The organism is Paenibacillus hemerocallicola, from assembly GCF_006265175.1.
In the GTDB taxonomy this organism is placed as follows: Bacteria; Bacillota; Bacilli; order Paenibacillales; family NBRC-103111; genus Paenibacillus_AB; species Paenibacillus_AB hemerocallicola.
On record NZ_VDCQ01000037.1, the window covers coordinates 26,138 to 45,206 of the forward strand.

Here is a 19,069-nt window from a genome sequence, read left to right on the forward strand (position 1 = left end):
GCCAATCCGCCGCTCACGTATGGAAGGAGGATTGGGATGACCGAGCGAAGTTCTCGTTTCGTTCCTAAGAGCCATCGGTCGGACAACGGAATCCGACGGTCCGGCCGCACCACATCTACCATGGACTTTCAATCGAAGCGGACGGATGTACAGCGGGTGTTGCAGTTGCACCGGACCGTCGGAAATCAGGCAGTCGGCCGATTATTAAATGGATCTTTGCAACGGACTCTCGACGATGCGAAGCAGTCTTCCTCCGAGCAAAGCTCGGGCAAGCCGCGTTTCTACATCATACCCGACTGCAAATCGGCCGAAGCGGCCCGAAATTTGTTGTCACGGATTGCTCTCGGCGACAGCGATGCCCTTAGACAGATTGGCCAAGAAGCTTTCGCGACTTATAAAGACAGTCTGCAGCTGATGGAATGGGGACTGGCCGGCAAAAACAACGAGTACGTCGTCATACCCGGCACGAACGGAGCTGTAAACTGGGAAGGCATAGACGACAAGTACGACCCTATTGCGCATTCCCACCCTAAGCAGGACCCGGGTGAGACTAAGCAGAATAGCTCGGAAAATACGTGGGTTAACCATTTCAAGAAAGGGAAGCCGATTTCGCAAAACATAGGAATGAAAGATTGGCATCTCTCTTATCCGACGCAATCGGATATCGTGATCCCTGCCGAACAGCAAGCAAGCTCACACTTGGTGTACACCTCTTGGCAGGTGATGGAGGATGAGGAAAGCGGCGGATTTTCAGTTGCTTACAATCCGGAGTGTACTCCGGAGAAGCAGCTCGTATTCGAAATCGTGAAGCCGCACAAAACCGCTTACACGCGAACCAAGAGCATTATGAACCTCAATCAGCATAAGTCCGCCCTTTACTTGTGCGATATTAGATTATTACGCGGGTCGAAGGAATTGTTCGTGCTGCATGACGTGAAGGCGAACGAGATGGAGCTGGGGAGCCAGCCCGTTATCGGCGAAGATTTTCCCGACTTGGGGAAAGAGGTGCCGGCCGAAGAAGCCGAGGAGAGGGAACAGATTCCGAGTACCGCCGAAACGTCCGATACGGAGGACGATCCGTTTGAAGGCTTTTAACATTGCGGCTTGACCGGGTCGATTAATGAAAGGCTTGGAACATCCTTGACTGCTATATAACTGATGAGTAATATAAAGACATAAAGGAGGATGAAATCCGATACCTAACTATATGGAAGGCGCAAACGTATTCGAAATATTGGCCGAGCCGAACCGGAGACGGATATTGGATTTGCTGCGAGCCCGTCCCCGTTCCGTCGGAGAATTGGTGGAGCAATCCTCCTTGAGCCAGCCAGGCATATCCAAGCATCTTCGCATTTTGCGGGAAGCGGGTCTTGTCGAAGTAAGTCCGGTAGCGCAAAAGCATATGTACAAGCTGTGTGCGGAGCCGTTGGCGGAGATCGCCCATTGGCTGGAGCCGTATAGACCGTTCTGGTCGGACAAGCTTGACGCGCTTGTTCGCCATTTGGATGAGGAAGAGTAAAAAGAAGGGGCGCTTTCGAACACGGCCTGCCGTCCAGTTATCGACGGCAGGCGTTTTCCATTCTATTCATGCTCGGTCAACAGGGTGATGATGAAGGTTATGCGCTGCATCTGCGCGTCCAGTCCGGTGTTTCTCTGCGCTCTCGCTTGTGCTTCGATCAGATCGAAATATTTAAAATAAATTTCCGCCTCGTCCAATTTATCCGTCTTGTACGGCGCTTCTTCGATAAAGTAGCTGCCGTCCGAAAGCTTCAGGACATGACCGTTTCTTTGTTTGGACATACTCTCACCTCAACCTTACTATACCTTATTTTTTGTCGTCGGACGATCGGACCGTGTTGCGGGCGGCGCTCCGTTTCGTCTTGGAACAGTCGGAACGCTCTGTCTTCGTATGGGAGGGCGTAAGTTCCATAGCGGTCTTTCGGCATGCGACGGATGGATCGACAAACATGACAAAGATAACGGGTGGTTGAGCCGGTAGAAATCGAGATGGAGATTTACATACCGGTATAAAGAAGCCGGAGTTTAAATGTTCACCGGTAACTGGACAAAATGATGCCGGTTACTCCGAGCACACTTTGTCCGGCTGCGCCTACGGGGCTTCCGCCCTATTCCTCGATCGAGGCGATGACTGCATTGTTGAACAAATTCATACAAGGGAACCAAACGCCGTGTCCGTCATTCCGCTTGCCTTCAATCGAGAAAATGATTTGCACGGTCTCGTAATGCGGATCGACGGTAATGTTGACGCCCCCGGCACCGCCGCAAACGATCGCCTGCGGCGAGAACAAATCCCCGCTATCCCGTTTCGTATGATTGACCGGCCAGCAATAGCCGTAGGACGCCTCCCGGAAAAATTGGTCGCCATAGGTGGAAGAAACGTTCGGCGCCTGATCGCGGATCATCTCCGCAACCGATGCAGGGCTCAAAATCCGTTCGTCCCCGTACCTGCCTCTGTTTAGAAACAGTTGTCCGAACCGGGCGATATCGATAGCGGTCGAGTAAGCGCCTCCCGCTGCGGACGGCCATGACATCGCTTCCGGCGAATGGAACCATTGACCTCCCGGCAAATCTTGCGCTCTTCGGATGACTTTTCCGTAACGGGCTTCCGGTACGACAAAATAGGTATCGTTCATACCAAGCGGAATGAATATGTGCTCCCGGCAAAACTGCTCCAACGTTTGGCCGCTTACTCTCCTTACGATTTCCCCCAGAAGCTCGATCCCGTAACCGCAATAGGACAATTCCGTGCCGGGAGGCTTCCATAACGGAGTATCGTAGCCGAGAAACAGCTTCTCGTGCAGACCGGGATGCTGATTAGCATCCGGGGGCGGGATTTGAACAAGCCCTTCTTTTCTTTTGCTATGATCGTTGACATCCGCGTTCCGCAAGCCGGACGTGTGCGTCATGAGATGATGGACCTTTACGTGATGCTTGCCTTCGCCGACGAACTCGGGAATATAATACGAGACCGGAAAGCTTAAGCATAATAGCCCTTGTTCGACCAAAATCATCGCGGCTGTCGCCGTGATCGGTTTCGTGATCGAGGCCAGGGGAAACAACGTATCGGTTGCAAGAGGGGAAGCGTCCGATTCCGGAGATACTTTTCCGTATGCGCGATGGCTTACAATGATGCCTTTTCGGGCGACGACGATCCCGAACGCCTGCGACACGTTTCGTTCGGCCCAGCCTTCCACCAACCGTTCCATCCTGTTAATCTTTGGCGAAGACATTCCAGCCTCTTCCGGCGAACCTTGTCTAAGTTTCATACGACAGCTCCTTTTCGGGTAGTAATTCATGGTACCACAACCATGCCGGAAGTCCATGTAAGAAATGACTACTAATAAAAAAAACGTCTATCGACGTATTTCAAAGATGAGCGACCGCCTCGTTCCCCCCAAAAAGTGACGCTATTCTTCGAAGGTTGCACCGGGTACTTTTCGGGGACCCCGAATACCGGAAGTTTTTCTTATAAAGAAAGTCTCTTTCGCTTTAGTGCTTTAGCGAAGTAAAATTTTCTTCTTTATTGTTCAAAAAAGCCGTCCGAAACGCCTATATCGCCCGGTACGGAAGCAGTCAAGAAATTTGGGCTTTACATACTGTGCCGTCTCGAGTTATAATTAAATTCAATCGAATAACCAACGTTAATCGCTGAGTTTTCTTTTGAGAAAAGCGGGGGAACCAAGTAATATGGGGTGAATCGGTAGGCAATCCGCAGATTGCATATCGTAGGGCGTTTTCTCACCGCCCGAATCCGTCAGCTAACCTCGTAAGCGAATGTGGGGAGGATAGCTTTGTTTACTTACACAAGGTCTAGCCTTGTGTTATTTGTGTTCTTACAAAGCAAATAACCCTATCCATCTCTGCAGGCGTTAATCTGAGAGGAGGATGTACAAATGGCTCCAAAGGAAAAATTGTTTCGTTTATTCGACCAGTTGAACGAAAAGGATCAGAAAAAAGCTTTCGAGTTCATGCAATCCTTGGCTCACCGCAATGGCGCGGGCAGGAAAAGGGAAGAGGTTTCCAAGCTCTACGGCAAAGATTATTTCGTGGTATCCGACTAATGTTTTTTCAAACAGAGACGATCTCTCAGAAGCTGCGACAGCATACTTGATCCGCCGATTGGGGCGGATTTTTTTGTTGTTGCTTAAAATTACGCGCAACGGAACCCTTCCGATGAAGGAAGGAGCGTCTATATTTCAAGCGGAAGGATAACCGCTTCATATGATATAATGGATACTCCATAGAAACGTAGAACCGGGAGCTGGCGGCGGATGAAAAACATTTTGGTTACGGGCTACCGCGCCCATGAACTGCAAATTTTCGACGAGAAGCATAAGGGGATCTCTTATATCAAGAAGGCGATTGCCGGCAGGCTGATTCCTTTGATCGAAGACGGCTTGGAATGGGTCATAACGCCCGGACAGTACGGAGTCGATTTATGGGCATGCGACGTCGTCATCGGCCTGAAAAAACAGTTTCCCCACTTGAAGCTGTCCATCATTACGGCATATAAAAACCCGGAAGAAAAGTGGAAGGACGAGAAAAAGAACTTTTATCATGAAATATTGCGGGGCGTCGATTATTACGGCTCGGTGAGCAACCAGGAGTATAGCGGCGTGTGGCAGCTGACGGCAAGAGACGATTTGCTGCTGCGCAAAACGGATGGGATTCTTCTGCTGTACGACGAGGATGCGGCTGAAGGCAGCCCCCGGTTTTATAAAGAAAAGGCGTTGAAGAAGCAGTCCAAGGACGGATATCGGGTCATTGGCATAAGCTCGGAGGATATCCAGAGCATCGCCAACGATGAAATGTACGAATCGTTCGAGTAACGTCCACGAGAGGAGGAGAACGCATGTACATCGTCGCAATGCTGACCATGCTTATCGATCATATGGGAATCGTTTTCTTTCCCGGGCAGGACGGCTGGCGAATCGTCGGCAGAATCGCGATGCCGATCTATGCGTATTGTCTTGTACAAGGCTTCCGATATACGCACAGCAAAACGAATTATTTGCGGCGGCTTGTGTTGCTCGGCCTTATATCGGAGATCCCGTATGTAATCGCCTTGCAAATCGTAAACATCAACGTCATCGGGACGTTCGTCATCGCTCTGCTCGTCTTGATCGGATTGGACCGGAATCGCGGCAAGATCGCGTCAACCGTCCTCGTGGTTGCAGGCTGCGTAGTGCTTGAGACGCTTCCATTCGATTATGGAGCTTATGCGCTGCTGCTCGTACTCGTCTATAAATATTTGGACAGCCGGTATTGGGTGGCCGCGCATTTGCTGCTCAATCTAGCCTTCTTGATGGTTACGGGCGGCGTCCTACAGATGTATAGCATCATCTCGACCCTTTTCTTGGTATACCGTCCTTCCCTGTACGAATGGCTGGACAAGGTCGAAATGAAGAGATGGGTATGGAGAAGCTTCTATCCTGCCCATCTTATCGTATTGGCCGTGATTCAACTGCTGTTCTTTGTGAACGGATCCGATTGATTGAGGGCGAACCGATACGAGACGATAGTTTTCCCAGACAACCGATACGAATCGGTTGTTTTTTGTCGTTTCCGACGGCGGCAACGTTTCGGATTGTCCGGTGCTTGTGAGCGGCTTCTGCACAATTTTTGCGCGATTTTGGTTCAATACTTGCGCTCCTCGGGTCCTTATACTTGGGAATAGGCAAAGCCAATATCAAAAGCTCCGAGGGGTGTAGTCCAATGAGTAAAGTACGCATCGGCGTGATCGGTACGGGGAATATCGCCCATACCCATTTGAACAGATTGAAGCAGGCGCAGGACGTGCATATCGTCGCGCTGTCCGATCCGAGCGAAGCGAGCCGGCAGGCGCTGCGGCAAAGATTCGGACTGGACGAGGCGGCCGAATACGCGGATCATTCGGAGATGCTGAAGCTCGGCACTATCGATGCGGTCATCATTTGCTCGCCGCATACGCTTCATTATCGACATGCGTCGGATGCGCTGTCGGCAGGCAAGCATGTACTGGTGGAGAAGCCGCTAACCTGCACGTCCGACGACGCCAAGCTGCTGATCGCTCAGGCAGAGAAGGCCGGCAAAGTGCTGCAGGTTTCGTTCCAGCGGCATTTTCTGCCGCACTTCATGTATATTCGCGATGCGATCGCCGAAGGGACGATCGGCAAGCTCACTTCCGTCACCGCCACGCTGTATCAGGATTGGAAGGATGCGCAGAAAGGAACTTGGCGGCAAAATCCGCAGCTGTCGGGAGGCGGCATGCTGATGGACTCGGGCAGCCATATTATTGACGTTCTGCTGTGGACGACGGGACTGACCCCGGAATCGGTAACGACACAATTGCATTGTCACGAATCTCCCGTGGAGATCGATACGTTTACGACGATCCGTTTTGCCGAAGGGCAAGTCGGCAGCTTGAACATCGCGGGCAAAGCCCCATCGAAGCTATTGTTCGAGACGTACGCTTTTCTCGGTGAAAATGGCGGCATTTTTTACGACAACGGCAAAATCGTGCTGCGTCTGAACGGTGAAGCGCCGATAGAACCGGAATTGCCTACAGCCGTTACCGATCCTGATAGAAGCTTCATCGCCGCTATTCGGGGCGAGAGCGAAGTATCCGTTCCCGGAGACTATGCATTGAAAGTATTGCAGCTGACCGAAGCGATCTATGATGCGGCCGATTATTCCCCCTTGACATATGCGAATGCATAGACAAAACGGTTTCGAGAAGGAGCAAATTCCATCATGAAAATCACGAATAAAATCGGTGTCATCGTCGACAGCTTTCGAATCGGCGTCCGCGAAGGATTGGCGAAGGCCAAGGAGGTCGGAGCGGAAGGGGTTCAAATTTATGCCGTCAAAGGCGAGATGGAGCCCGAAGCGCTGACCGGTCCGGCACGCAAGGAATTGAAAAAGGTTATCGAATCGATGGGCCTGGAAATATCGGCATTGTGCGGCGATTTGGGTAGATTCGGCTTTGAGGACAAATCGGCCAATGCGGACAAAATCGAGAAGTCGAAACGGATTATGGAGCTGGCGAAGGAGCTGGGGACCGATGTCGTTACGACACATATCGGAGTCATTCCGTACGATCCCGAGAGCGAGAGCTATGCGGCCATGCATAACGCATGCCGGGAGCTGTGCCGATTTGCCGAAAGCATGAATTCGTATTTTGCGATCGAAACCGGTCCGACTACGGCACTACAATTGAAAAGCTTCCTCGACACGCTCGGAGGCAAAGGCGTAGCGGTCAATTACGATCCGGCCAATTTGGTGATGGTAACCGGGGACGATCCGATCCGGGGCGTGTACACGCTCAAGGATTATATCGTGCATACTCACGCCAAAGACGGTATCCGCTTCCTTTCCGTCGATCCGCGGGAAGTGTACGGTTCGTACGATTTCGTTCCGGGAGATAACGGGAAAGTCCGGGACTTGGTCCGCGCGCGAAAAGTATACGCGGAGACGGCTTTCGGCGAAGGCCACGTGGACTTCGACCGCTACTTTCAGGCGCTTAAGGATATTGGATACGAGGGGTACTTGACGATCGAGCGGGAAGCCGGGGACCAGCCGGAGACTAATATTCGCCAGGCAGTCGAGTTTATTAAAGGTTATCGATAAGCGGAAAGTGCGGAATAGGGGATCGCTCGCTTTTTTTTGCGGCGATCTCCCTTTTTTTTGAAAAAATCTTGCTTGCATTATTTTAGAATCGACCTTATAATGTGCCTGTAACCATTGCAGTTAATGAAGGCTGCATTTTATTTGCGTATTACTGTGCTTAGTCAAGGCTCAGTCAAACGAACCGAGGAGATGGTCGCGATGCAGGTAGTGTCGATTATTATTCAAATTGTTCTTGCTCTCCTATTTCTGATGGCGGGAGCGGGGAAAGCCGCCGGCTCCAACATGCATGTCGAAAATTTCAAGCAGTGGCGTCTGCCGCAATGGTTTCGGGTCGTAACCGGGCTCGTCGAGCTGGTCGGGGCCGCGGCGTTGGTAATCGGCATATGGGAGCCGAGCTGGGCTGCGGCGGGAGCGTTATGGCTGGGCATAACCTCAATCGGAGGAATATGGGTTCATATCCGCGCGCGCGATACGTTCAAGCAATCGTTCATGATCGTCCTGTTGTTTATTTTATGCGCCGTCGTATTCTTCATTCAGCTTGGCGAGCTCGCGAATTTCCCGGGATTTCAATAATCGCGTTGCTCCGATGCCCTTGTCACGATTCGGCTCATCCGGTACTATGGAGAGAATGAATGATCAGACAAAAGCGGAAATCGGGTGAGCGCTGCAATGGGGATCGCGGATTTCATAACGTCGATAACCGAAGAACAACTGTTGGAATGGCTGGAACGTTTCCGCTCGTTCGGGCCGCTGCCGGGCATTTTGCTTACGTTTCTCAAATCGTTCGTTCCGCCGCTGCCGACGCTTCTCATCGTTGGCGTGAATGCCGCCGTATACGGGTTATGGCTGGGCTTTCTCTACTCCTGGATCGGCATGGTGGGCGGCTGCTTGCTGACGTTTCTGCTGGTCCGCAAAATAGCCGGGCACCCGTATTTGGAACGGTGGGCCCGTAAACCGAAAGTACGCAAAGGGATGCAATGGGTACGCCGCAACGCGTTCAGCTATGTATTCCTGCTCAGCTTGTTTCCCGTAGGTCCGTTTGTCGTTATCAATATCGCGGCCGGGCTCGCGGGCATGCGGTTCCGTTCCTTCGCGTTTGCCCTGGCCGGGGGCAAGGCGATCATGATTTTCATCGTCTCTTATATAGGGCACGATATTTCCCGGTACGCAGAAGATCCCGTTCGTCTCGTTTATGTCGTCTTGTTTATCGCGATTTCCTTATTCGTAAGCCGCAAGATCGAGGCGAGGTTCGCCAAGGAGTCTTCCAAAAGGGAATTGGACGAACGGGAGCTGACCGGCGAGATGTAAGAAAAACGGAGAAATGAAGCGAGGGGCCTCCCGATTTACTTGGGGGGCTTTTCTGCATTTATGGTTACCGATTGGTATGGATCGTCTTGACAGGAAATAACGGTTCCTCTATAGTTAAACTAACGACCGGTAGTTAGTGTGAGAGGGTTGATTGAATGTCCTATGACAAAATAAAGCAAGTAGCCCTGAAGCATTTTGCCCGCGACGGGTATGAGGGGGCTTCCTTATCGCAAATAGCATCCGAGGTCGGCATCAAGAAGCCGTCCATTTACAATCATTATGCCGGCAAGGAGGAACTGTTTCTCTCCGTGCTGACCGGCATCAGCGACGACTATAAGCGGTTTCTCGCATCCCGCTTGGAACAGTCGGAGGGAGACTCTCCAGAACGGCAGCTTTTCCGCATGTATACGTCCTACATCGAATACTTTACGTTCGATGCGGACAGAACGGATTTTTGGAAGCGGGTCATCATGTTTCCGCCTGCTTTTCTGAAAGAGAGAATCGTGCAAATCGTAGGGGAGGTGGAGCAGCTCATTGCTCCCCGGCTCGCGGCATTGTTCTCGGATGGAATAGGCAGGGGGACGATCAGGGCTTTTGATCCGGGAGAGCTGGTGACGCTGTTCTACTCTTTGGTGAATGGCTACATGATGGGACTTATGATGGTCGGGCCGCATGATTTCACCAATAAGCTGGAGCGCATCTGGACGATGTTCTGGCAAGGGATCGGTTATGGAGAATGGGAAACGGAGGGAAGACGCGATGGCTAGTCGGAAGTTTATCGTCGTAGGGGGCGGTATTGCCGGATTATGTACCGCAATCGCGCTTAGGAACAAAGGCTTCGATGTCGACGTGTTCGAGGGCGCTTCCCGATTGAAGGAATCCGGCGCCGGGTTGGGCGTAGGAGCCAATGCACTGCAGGCGATGAAGCGGCTCGGTCTAGGGGACAAGCTGCTGGAGAAGGGCAAGGTGCTCCAGGCGGCGAGGATCGTCAACGAGAAAGGGGGGCTAATTGCCAAGACCGACTCGGTGAAAGTCAGCTCCCTGTTCGGAACGGACAATATTACGATTCATCGGGCCGATTTGCTGCATATCCTCGCGGAATCGCTGCCGGGCGACGGCATATGGACGAATAAGAAATGTGTCTCGGTTACACAGCACTCCGGAGGCGGCGTGACTGTCGGCTTTCAGGACGGATCTACAGTGACAGGCGATGGATTGATAGCCGCAGACGGGATACGCTCCGCGATCCGACAGCAGCTCATGCCGGAAGCGACTCCACGGTACGCGGGTTATACGTGCTGGAGGTCCGTCGTTGCCGGCGTACCCCGAGGCTATGAGGCAACTACATTTACGGAGACTTGGGGAAGCAAGGGTCGGTTCGGTATCGTTCCGCTGCAAGGTGACCGGGTGTATTGGTTTGCCTGCATAAACGCGGCAGCACGAGATCCGAAATTTGCGGATTTCCGCAAGGCTGCACTGATTAGACATTTCGAGGGATACCACTCTCCGATCCGCGAGCTGCTTGAAGCTTCGAACGACGACGCGTTGCTTCATAACGATATTTACGATCTGAAGCCGTTCAACCGATTCGCATTCGGCTCGATCGTACTGGTCGGCGACGCCGCTCACGCTACGACGCCCAATTTGGGGCAGGGAGCCGGTCAAGCTATGGAAGATGCGGTATTTCTTGCGGAGTGCTTGGCCAACCACTCCTCAGTAGAGGAGGCGTATGTCCGATTTGAGAGGCTGAGGCTAGCCCGTACCCGCAAAATCGTGAATACGTCCCGGACGATCGGGAAGGTTGCGCAATTCGAGTCGAAGCTGCTCTGCGGCATCAGAAACGGATTGTTTCGCGCCATCCCCGCACGGATGAACGTGCGGCAGCTGCGCTTCCTGCTCGATGTGAAGTTTGACGTCCGATAGGACTTAACATGAAAAAAAGCACTGTCACTTTGACAATGGCTTCTCTTTGTCCTGGCTATCCTTATTTTTGGCATTTTCTTCAGTTCCTTGATCCGGTTCGTCGTACGGTATCCGATCTTCTTCGTAATACATGTCGGCAGCGCCTCCTTGTCTTTGATCTTGACTCAGTATAGGCTGCCAGTATTAACGGAGTGTTAACTCACTGTTTCGGCAATATGAATGTTTTCAATGCATGCCGCTTTATCGGAAGCGGGTGACGGGGACTGATCTGCAGCGTCCCGCTTCATTGCCGGTCGGCCTTTTATCTCCCGCTTTACAAATGAATAGGTATTGCATTATAGTGGGTTCATATCTGATTCGGAATGAGGTGTGCGGATATGTCAAAACAACAAGTATCATTGGCGGATGCGATCAAACAGAAGCTGGCGGAGAAAAAAGAAGCGCAAGCGGCGGCGAACAAGCAGCAGAAGCATGCGCCCAGCCCGAACCAGCAAATGAAAAGCCAAATCAACAAAAAACCGAACAATCAAAAGCGACGGACAGGCGTATAAGAGATTGAAATCGTCACGTCCGCCGATGATGGATGAAGGAGGTGTGCCGTCGGGCAGGCCTCTTTTTCTTTTGATTAATCGAGTGCGCCGTAAGAGAGTATGCCGTGCTCCTGCCAGCGCATTTTTTGTGCGGTCGCTCCTGTTATTGCTTACCGATCTACCAAATACTCGGAAGAACTTTGATTTCCCGATCGATCCGCGAAAGGAAACCGTAGTTCGGGTTAAAGGTGAAGATGCGCTTCATCCGGAAATGAAGCAGAATAACGGCGGTCAAGGCCTCGTTCAACGAAAACCGGCAATCCGGATATTCGATCAACAGCCGCCTCGCCTCCCGTTCCAGCTCCGGACCGCCGGGAATAACGGTCAGTACGTTTTGCTGCACGGCCTTGTCCACGGTATTCAAGAACATCTCCGCATCGGCATAATCGAAATGATTGCGCAGCCATTGATGCGTTTCGAATAGGACATAATTGGTCGTCGTGAGCGGCCGGTCCAGGTCATGAAGCTCGTAAAACATCGAGCGTGCTTGCAAGTAGTACGGATCCTCCGGATTCATGAAGGCCATCCATGCGGATTGTTCCAGAAAAACAGAGTGCGTCGGGTATGTATGCTCATGCGTATTCATCGTGAAGGACCTCCGGTTCGTGTGAACTCCGTCTGCGGCCGGTCAACGCATCCAGAGCCAGAAGGGGATTGCTCTCGATCAAGTCGATATTCGTTTTGAAAATCCGTTCCTGCCCTTTCAACGCCAGCTGCTGCTTCAAAAGGTAGTGGACGACGGCGGCAACGGTCGTATTCCGCGATTCCGCCAGCTGCCGACAGCGTTCGTAATATTCGGGCTCAAGCTCGATGACCGGCGATTCCGCGGACGGTTCGTTTTCGCCGTCGTTTTCGTGTCCGATAAACTGAGTCGCGGCGTCTTTCCATTTTTTGAATTGATTATGTACGAAATGTTTGGAGTTGCTCATAGGTTCACCTTCCGCTTTGCGTAGAGTCAGTTGTTTTGAACATTATCCCTATAACTTTCGGGGAAAAGTGTCGTTTTCAGGGCGCGGCGCAGCTTAAATTGTCGAAAGAACGCGACGGCGGCTCGTTATTTGTCGGCAATAAAAATGGCACTATACCGTTTCTACCCACTTAGTGGGTGGTTGAAACAGCGAATTCAAATAATAAGCCAGGAATTTTTTTGCTTATGCCGATAAGTTATTAAAATATATTTTAATTATCTGGTTGAAAAAGTCAAAAAGAGAGAATTGTCATACAAAGCGAGGCGGGGGAAATGTGCGGAAAGCGAAGCGGTTGACTTTACAATCGTGCTGTACCCGCTAAAATCTTAAAACAACACGATTTTAACGGATGTGGAGCACATTCCCCCATCTCTTGTCTCCGGCGCTTCCTCTCTCTGCAGAGAGAAGCTTTCGGAACGGCGAAAAACAGCCTTGAAGGAACGATATACTGGTGCGGCAGATTCCGCGAGCTGCCTGATCGGAACGACGGCTTTTCCTTTTCCGGCTTCATTTTGTATAATAAGGGGAATGTTAAACGCAAAGGATGGTTCGATGTTTGAAATTACGGCTTATACGGTAGAATCCGTTCCGGACAAATTCGGGATCATAACCGGGAAACGGTATGAATTTATGCTGGAGATCGAAGTATCCGAGGAAGACGAGCTTTATTCCGAGGACGGTTTGTTTTTACGTGTCATCTATAAGGAGGACGAAGGACGGACGGGCATCGTAAAGTACGAGTTTATCGAGAGAAGCACGAGCAAGTATTTGGATTTCGAGCTTGATGACGAGGAGACGGCTTTCGTCGAGTCATTCTGCAAGGAGCGTTATATGGAATCGGAAGACCAGGACTAAAGAATAGCAATTGTTTTCAAAGATCGCTGCGGCCCGGCCCATGCGGTCTTTTTTTGTCGCAAAGCGCGTGGTATACTGATTGGTAAGCATTGGCCGTATGCAGTTTCGATCGACAGGCCGGAATCGGAAGGGAGTCGGGACAATGAAGCCGAAGCAACCGTATAACCCATACCTGGATTCGACGCTCCATCTAACCATCCCGGATAAACCGTTCGAAATTACGACTCGTGACGGGTTCAACGATGTGATCAAGCACGGCGATATCGTGCAAGGACACCAATTTCCGAAGCAACTGAACGAATTTCCGCATCAACTCCGGAGCGTTATGAAGTGGGGCATCCGATTTTACGTCGCTTCCTTTATAGTCGCGGTCGTATGTTCGATTTTGGATGGGTAGCAGTTGGAACGGTAAGAGCCTAAAGCTGCTCGAGGGCGCAGCTGCGGGCTTTTTTTTGAACGATAAAAATGTTTAGCTTCTATATAGACAAAGAAGGACGTGGAGCCATGCTTAAACAAAAAATTAGCAATAAACAACCCGGTATCCTCACCTACGGAATTACGCCCCCCAAGTTGAATACCGTATCGGAAAAAGTTGCCGAAATCTCGCAAAAGCAAATCGAAAGAGTAAGAGGTCTCGGATTGGACGGCTTAATCGTGTACGACGTTCAAGAGGAGGCCGACCGGGTAGAGGAAGAACGGCCTTTTCCATATTTGCAGACGATTGATCCGAACGATTATTGCAAAACCTATTTACATCAATTGGACTTACCGAAAATTATTTATCGCTGTGTCGGCAAAAATACGGAAGCCCAGTTTTCCGAGTGGGTCGGCTCGGATACGGAGGAGGACCGGTTTTCCGTATTCGTGGGTGCTTCTTCCAGCAAGCAAAAGGTTCAAATGGGATTGACCGACGCATATCGTCTTGCTCGGAGCTTGAACGGCAACCTCACGATGGGTGGAGTCGTCATACCGGAGCGGCATATTGCCAAAAAGGACGAGCATCTTCGAACGGTGACCAAGGCGAATAACGGCTGCAAATTTTTCGTCTCCCAAGCAACCTACAACGTCGATGCATCCAAAAACTTTTTGTCCGATTATTACTATCACTGCCGGCATCATCAAATCGAGATGGTCCCGATCTTGTTTAACCTGGCCCCGTGCGGCTCGCAAAAAACGCTGCAGTTTATGAAATGGCTCGGAATCAGCATCCCGAGATGGTTGGAAAACGAGCTAATTCATTCCAATGATATTTTGGATAAGTCGCTTGCCTTGTCCCGCGACATATTCGCGGAACTATTCGATTTCGGCATGGAGAAAGGGATTCCGATCGGCTGCAGCGTGGAGAGCGTGTCTACCCGGAAAGTGGAAATCGAGGCTTCTATTCAACTGGTGAACGAGATCAAGACGATACTGGGAAAAAGTGTCGTGCATTCGCAGTAGTTGACTATCGGTAAAGACTCTTAACTTACTATTTGACATTTACAAACTTGACGTATATTCGTAACATTAATATACTTGTTTACATTAAGTAAGTAGTTGGTTGGTTAGCGGAGCGGACGATCGCTCTCATCTCGCGAAGAAGGCGGTGGACGGATCGATGTCTTATCGGATGCATGCTGACATGACTCTCGGTAAAGTGAAGTTGAAGGTCAGCGACCTGAGACGCTCGCTCGAATTTTACGAGGACGTGGTCGGCTTTCGGGTATTGAAGCGGGAAGGACTTACCGCCGAGCTGACGGCCGACGGCGAGAACGCGCTGGTGGAGCTGCAGGAAGTTCCCGGCGCTGTCATTACCCCGCGCAGAAGCGCTGCGGGACTGTATCATTACGCCATTCTGCTGCCGACCCGCAAAGATTTGGGATTGCAGCTGCGAAGATTGATCGAGTCGGGTATCCGCATCGGACAATCCGATCATGACGTCAGCGAAGCTTTGTATATTACCGATCCGGATCTGAACGGTATTGAAATATATCGCGATCGTCCCAGGAACGAGTGGAAATATGACGACAAAGACCAGGTCGTAATGGGCGGCGATCCGATCGATTACGATGGACTGCTCCGGGAAGCCGAGGGCGGTACGTGGACCGGTTTACCTCCGGGCACCACGATTGGGCACGTTCATTTCCATGTTGCCGATTTGGTGCAATCCAAGCGGTTTTATTGCGAATTGCTCGGTTTCGACCTGATGTTGGACGCTACGAATGGTTTTGGGGCGATATTCATCTCTGCCGGAGGCTACCACCATCATATCGGCTTGAACGTATGGGCCGGCGAAGGTGCGTCGGCCGTTCCGGCAAGCGGTACCGGACTCGACTATTTCACGATCGATCTTCCGGATGACGCCGAATTGGGCAAAATCATAAATCGGCTTACGGAAGCCGGAATTCCGGTAGAAGAAAAAAGCGGAGCCGTATTCGTCTCCGATCCTTCCGGGATCAGACTTAAACTGATGTCTTCGAAATCGTAGCGCGAACGAGAAAGAAAGCCTTCCCGACCGAGAAGGCTTTCTTTCTTTGTATAGGTCAGGCAGTCGGGTAAGAACTCTCCGGAGAGGGTATCCATGCCTTCGAATCGTCCGATGCGACAGGAGCGGCTGCGGATAGTCCGCCCAACCATTGGACAGACGAAGCTGCGAGACCGCGCAATACCCCGATACCGACAAGCACCATGGCCAAACCTATGCCGGAGGCGATCCACGAACGCTGATACGCGGTCAAGGTCGGCAGCAGCACATCGAGTACGAGATCGTCGGTGAATATTTCGATTCCGTATCTGGACAGCACGACGTACACGAGCGGCGATAAGACGATGCAGGCTCCGCATAGCGGAAGTGCCACGGCGGCCGCGAACTGAAGTACGGCGGTAGGAAGCTTCAACAGCCAATACAGCAACGGTGCATACAGCTTGCCTTGCGTGAACATGTCCCTGAATCGGAATTCGATCGGAGCGGCCGGCGGCGGCAAAGTTTCTATGACGCCCGGAGCCAGCAATCCGCGCTGCAGGCTAAGATCGAACCTCATCATTCCGCGGGACGCACGCAGCGTCGCATGAAGAATCGGCAATCCGATCCAGAGAGGGGTCAAGGCCAGTCCGAGCGCGGTAAACGTCACGGACAGCACGAATCCGATGATGCTGAAGGGCAGGGTAACGAATAGCATATAAAGGGTTTGTTTGCGGTAGCGGCTCAAACTTTTCATGATCATCCATCCTTGCGGTCGTTTTTTTCCATTGTAAAGGAAATGCGGACGCATGGATACGGACCTCGGCTTTGGCGGCTCCCCGACTAAAGTCCGGTTGGCGAACCCTCCCTTTACTCCCCCGGAAGCTTTTTCGGTTTGTCGCCGAACCATTTCATGTACACGCTCTCGTAGGTGCCGTTCTTCGTGACATCGGCAATGGCGCTATTTACGCTGCCGATATATTTGTTCTTTTTATTGGCGGCTATGGCGTAGCTTTCCTTGTTCAGCACTTCTCCGACTACCTTTACTTTGCCGTTTCCGGCATTCTGCATATATTCCCTGACATTGCGCTCGTCGAATATGACGCAGTCCGCTTTTTTGGCGATAACATCCTCATACGCCTGATTGATGTCCGGGTAGCCCTTGACTTCCTTCAGGTTCGGAATAGCCCCCGCGAATGCATAAGCGGTCGTGTCGAGCTTCGTGACGACGGTCTTCCCCTTGAGATCGTCTTTGTTCCGGATATCCGTATTGTCCTGTGCGGTAAGCATGACGAGTCCCGTTTGGAAATAAGGGTCGGAGAAAGCCAATTCGTCCTTGCGCGCCTTATTGACGGTCATCCCGGCAATGACGAGATCGACTTTGCCCGATTTCAAAGCCGGCGACAATTCTCTCGATTCCATCGGAACGAGCTCGTACCGCATCCCGGCCTTTTGGGCGATCTCCTTCCACAGCTCCACCTCAAAGCCCTTATTCTCTCCGCCTTCCGTGTAAGTGAACGGACGAAAGTTGCTTTCCATGCCGACCTTCAGTACTTTATTCTGATTGCATCCCGTCAGCAATACTGCGACGGACAATAGCAGATACCCGATGCTTTTGCTTATCGCATCTTTCATCGAAAACCCTCCTGTTCTTCGTGCACATGGAACAAAGGTAGGTTTTGTCAGTTCGCCGAACATTATACAAGCGCTCTAACTGGCCTTGATGTACGCGAAGGGCGTTTTTTCGCGGTAAAAATGCGAATGTGGTAAAATGATGCCAAAAGGAGCTAAGCGAAACGTGAACAATGAAATTATTGCAAGATTGATTTCTTATGCGCAAGTGGATACGCAGTCCGATGACGGCAGCGACTCTTGCCCGAGCACTCCGGGGCAGCTGGCGCTCGGCCGCATGCTGGTCGAAGAATTGAAGACGATCGGGATGGAAGAAGTGACGATGGATTCCAACGGTTATGTCATGGCGACTCTCCCCGCCAATACGGACAAGTCGGTTCCGACGATCGGCTTTCTCGCTCATCTCGATACGGCCACCGATTTCACGGGAGCAGGCGTTAATCCTCAAGTCGTGGAGCATTACGACGGCAAAGACCTGCTGCTGAACGAGGAGCGGCAAATCGTCCTGTCTCCGCGGGATTTCCCGGATTTGTCCAAATACGTCGGTCATACGCTTATTACGACGGACGGTACGACGCTTCTGGGGGCGGACGACAAAGCCGGCATCGCCGAGATCATGACCGCGATGGCGTATTTGATCGGGCATCCGGAGATCAAGCACGGGAAAATACGAGTCGCCTTTACGCCGGATGAAGAAATCGGAAGAGGGCCCCATCGTTTCGACGTGAACGCCTTTCAAGCGGATTTCGCCTATACGATGGACGGAGGGCCTCTGGGCGAGCTGCAGTATGAGAGCTTCAACGCGGCAGCCGCGAAAATCACGTGCACCGGAAAAATCGTTCATCCGGGTACGGCCAAAGGCAAGATGATCAACTCCGCGAAAATAGCGATGGAGATCCACGGCAGATTGCCCGCGAGCGAAGCGCCCGAGTATACGGAAGGGTACGAAGGGTTCTTTCATTTGATATCCATGAACGGGAATGTGGAAGAAACCCGGCTTCACTACATTATCCGGGATTTCGATCGCGAACGGTTCGAAGGGCGGAAAGCCAAGCTAACGGGTATCGTGGAGGAGCTGCGGGCGAAGTATGGAGAGCAGCGAATCGTATTGGAAATGAAAGATCAATATTTCAATATGAGGGAGAAAATCGAGCCGGTCATGGCAATCGTCGAGACGGCCCGTCAAGCGATGGAGAGTCTGGGCATCGAGCCTGTCATTCAGCCGATCCGCGGCGGAACCGACGGCTCCCAGCTATCCTACATGGGGCTGCCGACGCCGAATATATTCACGGGAGGCGAGAACTACCACGGTCGCTATGAATTCGTATCGGTAAATAATATGGTTAAGGCGACTAATGTGATTATCGAGATCATCAAAAGGTTTGAACGGCAATCGTGACCGATTAGCAAGTAAGGAGAAGGCAACGATGGCAAAATACAGAAACGTTTCGTTGGTATTGATCATAGCAACGCTGGTTCTTGTCGTATGTTTGCAGTTTTCCGTCTTTCAGCGAGCGGCTGCCAGATTTACCGCATCGACATATATTGCTTTCAATTATCGCTCTATCGATTTAACGTTTCAAACGATCGAATATTCCCCTCAATTCGGCAGCTATTTCGTAAAATACCGGGATCAAGAGGGCCAGAATGTCGGCTTCGAGGTAAAGTCCAAGCGATTGCCGATCGTCGTTGTCTTTGACCCTCTGAATCCTGGAGCTTAGGTC

Annotated in this window: 24 protein-coding genes and 1 riboswitch; of the genes, 18 read left to right on the forward strand and 6 right to left on the reverse strand. The window is 51.5% G+C overall.

The window, feature by feature from the left end; translation table 11 throughout:
* The first annotated feature begins 36 nt into the window (after positions 1-36).
* Both FE784_RS23365 and FE784_RS23370 read left to right on the forward strand, forming a co-directional pair.
* On the forward strand, positions 37-1,095 hold the full coding sequence (locus FE784_RS23365; protein ID WP_139604673.1) for a hypothetical protein: 1,059 nt from the start codon (positions 37-39) through the stop codon (positions 1,093-1,095).
* A gap of 112 nt (positions 1,096-1,207) precedes the next feature.
* Positions 1,208-1,519, forward strand: a complete 312-nt coding sequence (locus tag FE784_RS23370; RefSeq protein ID WP_139604674.1) for an ArsR/SmtB family transcription factor — start codon at positions 1,208-1,210, stop codon at positions 1,517-1,519.
* A gap of 62 nt (positions 1,520-1,581) precedes the next feature.
* Here FE784_RS23370 and FE784_RS23375 read toward each other — a convergent pair whose 3' ends face one another.
* The gene (locus FE784_RS23375; protein ID WP_139604675.1) at positions 1,582-1,800 is read right to left on the reverse strand and encodes a hypothetical protein; all 219 of its coding nucleotides are present in this window, start codon (positions 1,798-1,800) and stop codon (positions 1,582-1,584) included.
* 326 nt (positions 1,801-2,126) lie between these two features.
* Positions 2,127-3,287 carry a serine hydrolase domain-containing protein gene (locus FE784_RS23385; protein ID WP_176706454.1) on the reverse strand — a complete coding sequence of 387 codons (1,161 nt, stop codon included), beginning with the start codon at positions 3,285-3,287 and terminating at the stop codon, positions 2,127-2,129.
* A gap of 370 nt (positions 3,288-3,657) precedes the next feature.
* Positions 3,658-3,810, forward strand: a riboswitch (cyclic di-AMP (ydaO/yuaA leader).
* 104 nt (positions 3,811-3,914) lie between these two features.
* On the opposite strand from FE784_RS23385, the gene FE784_RS41070 reads away from it, so the two are divergent.
* From FE784_RS41070 to FE784_RS41075, 10 genes are all read left to right on the forward strand, one after another.
* Complete coding sequence (locus FE784_RS41070; protein ID WP_176706455.1) at positions 3,915-4,082, forward strand: hypothetical protein; 168 nt, start codon at positions 3,915-3,917, stop codon at positions 4,080-4,082.
* A 210-nt stretch (positions 4,083-4,292) separates the two neighbouring features.
* Positions 4,293-4,850 (forward strand): SLOG family protein, encoded by a 558-nt coding sequence (locus FE784_RS23390; RefSeq protein ID WP_139604678.1) that lies wholly within the window; start codon positions 4,293-4,295, stop codon positions 4,848-4,850.
* A gap of 23 nt (positions 4,851-4,873) precedes the next feature.
* Entirely contained in the window at positions 4,874-5,515 is a 642-nt protein-coding gene (locus FE784_RS23395; protein WP_139604679.1) for a TraX family protein, read from the forward strand.
* Positions 5,516-5,736: 221 nt separating this feature from the next.
* Positions 5,737-6,720 carry a Gfo/Idh/MocA family protein gene (locus tag FE784_RS23400; protein WP_139604680.1) on the forward strand — a complete coding sequence of 328 codons (984 nt, stop codon included), beginning with the start codon at positions 5,737-5,739 and terminating at the stop codon, positions 6,718-6,720.
* A 33-nt stretch (positions 6,721-6,753) separates the two neighbouring features.
* Positions 6,754-7,629 carry a sugar phosphate isomerase/epimerase family protein gene (locus tag FE784_RS23405; RefSeq protein ID WP_139604681.1) on the forward strand — a complete coding sequence of 292 codons (876 nt, stop codon included), beginning with the start codon at positions 6,754-6,756 and terminating at the stop codon, positions 7,627-7,629.
* Between the two features lie 198 nt (positions 7,630-7,827).
* A complete protein-coding gene (locus tag FE784_RS23410) occupies positions 7,828-8,202 on the forward strand; it encodes a DoxX family protein (protein ID WP_139604682.1) in 375 nt (124 codons plus the stop codon).
* A gap of 96 nt (positions 8,203-8,298) precedes the next feature.
* Positions 8,299-8,937: a TVP38/TMEM64 family protein gene (locus FE784_RS23415; protein ID WP_139604683.1), complete on the forward strand. Its 639-nt coding sequence runs from the start codon at positions 8,299-8,301 to the stop codon at positions 8,935-8,937.
* Positions 8,938-9,092: 155 nt separating this feature from the next.
* Positions 9,093-9,704: a TetR/AcrR family transcriptional regulator gene (locus FE784_RS23420; protein ID WP_139604684.1), complete on the forward strand. Its 612-nt coding sequence runs from the start codon at positions 9,093-9,095 to the stop codon at positions 9,702-9,704.
* On the forward strand, positions 9,697-10,860 hold the full coding sequence (locus FE784_RS23425) for an FAD-dependent monooxygenase (RefSeq protein ID WP_139604685.1): 1,164 nt from the start codon (positions 9,697-9,699) through the stop codon (positions 10,858-10,860). The genes FE784_RS23420 and FE784_RS23425 overlap by 8 nt, the downstream gene beginning before the upstream one ends.
* A gap of 377 nt (positions 10,861-11,237) precedes the next feature.
* A complete protein-coding gene (locus FE784_RS41075) occupies positions 11,238-11,411 on the forward strand; it encodes a hypothetical protein (RefSeq protein ID WP_176706456.1) in 174 nt (57 codons plus the stop codon).
* A 157-nt stretch (positions 11,412-11,568) separates the two neighbouring features.
* On the opposite strand, the gene FE784_RS23430 is transcribed toward FE784_RS41075, so the two are convergent.
* Positions 11,569-12,036 (reverse strand): type II toxin-antitoxin system VapC family toxin, encoded by a 468-nt coding sequence (locus FE784_RS23430; protein ID WP_139604686.1) that lies wholly within the window; start codon positions 12,034-12,036, stop codon positions 11,569-11,571.
* Complete coding sequence (locus FE784_RS23435; RefSeq protein ID WP_139604687.1) at positions 12,023-12,379, reverse strand: hypothetical protein; 357 nt, start codon at positions 12,377-12,379, stop codon at positions 12,023-12,025. Before FE784_RS23435 ends, FE784_RS23430 begins: the two co-directional genes overlap by 14 nt.
* Positions 12,380-12,970: 591 nt before the next feature.
* On the opposite strand from FE784_RS23435, the gene FE784_RS23440 reads away from it, so the two are divergent.
* The 4 genes from FE784_RS23440 to FE784_RS23455 all read left to right on the forward strand — a co-directional run bounded on the left by FE784_RS23440 (position 12,971) and on the right by FE784_RS23455 (position 15,740).
* Complete coding sequence (locus FE784_RS23440) at positions 12,971-13,273, forward strand: DUF6509 family protein (RefSeq protein ID WP_139604688.1); 303 nt, start codon at positions 12,971-12,973, stop codon at positions 13,271-13,273.
* 142 nt (positions 13,274-13,415) lie between these two features.
* Positions 13,416-13,670 (forward strand): hypothetical protein, encoded by a 255-nt coding sequence (locus FE784_RS23445; RefSeq protein WP_139604689.1) that lies wholly within the window; start codon positions 13,416-13,418, stop codon positions 13,668-13,670.
* Between the two features lie 107 nt (positions 13,671-13,777).
* Positions 13,778-14,713 carry a methylenetetrahydrofolate reductase gene (locus FE784_RS23450; RefSeq protein WP_139604690.1) on the forward strand — a complete coding sequence of 312 codons (936 nt, stop codon included), beginning with the start codon at positions 13,778-13,780 and terminating at the stop codon, positions 14,711-14,713.
* 157 nt (positions 14,714-14,870) lie between these two features.
* On the forward strand, positions 14,871-15,740 hold the full coding sequence (locus FE784_RS23455; protein WP_139604691.1) for a VOC family protein: 870 nt from the start codon (positions 14,871-14,873) through the stop codon (positions 15,738-15,740).
* Positions 15,741-15,795: 55 nt separating this feature from the next.
* Here FE784_RS23455 and FE784_RS23460 read toward each other — a convergent pair whose 3' ends face one another.
* Both FE784_RS23460 and FE784_RS23465 read right to left on the reverse strand, forming a co-directional pair.
* On the reverse strand, positions 15,796-16,470 hold the full coding sequence (locus tag FE784_RS23460; RefSeq protein WP_176706457.1) for a sensor domain-containing protein: 675 nt from the start codon (positions 16,468-16,470) through the stop codon (positions 15,796-15,798).
* A 113-nt stretch (positions 16,471-16,583) separates the two neighbouring features.
* Positions 16,584-17,348 (reverse strand): transporter substrate-binding domain-containing protein, encoded by a 765-nt coding sequence (locus FE784_RS23465; protein ID WP_139604693.1) that lies wholly within the window; start codon positions 17,346-17,348, stop codon positions 16,584-16,586.
* 163 nt (positions 17,349-17,511) lie between these two features.
* On the opposite strand from FE784_RS23465, the gene pepT reads away from it, so the two are divergent.
* Both pepT and FE784_RS23475 read left to right on the forward strand, forming a co-directional pair.
* Positions 17,512-18,744, forward strand: a complete 1,233-nt coding sequence (gene pepT, locus FE784_RS23470) for a peptidase T (protein WP_139604694.1) — start codon at positions 17,512-17,514, stop codon at positions 18,742-18,744.
* Between the two features lie 28 nt (positions 18,745-18,772).
* Positions 18,773-19,066: a hypothetical protein gene (locus FE784_RS23475; protein WP_139604695.1), complete on the forward strand. Its 294-nt coding sequence runs from the start codon at positions 18,773-18,775 to the stop codon at positions 19,064-19,066.
* Positions 19,067-19,069: the final 3 nt, after the last annotated feature.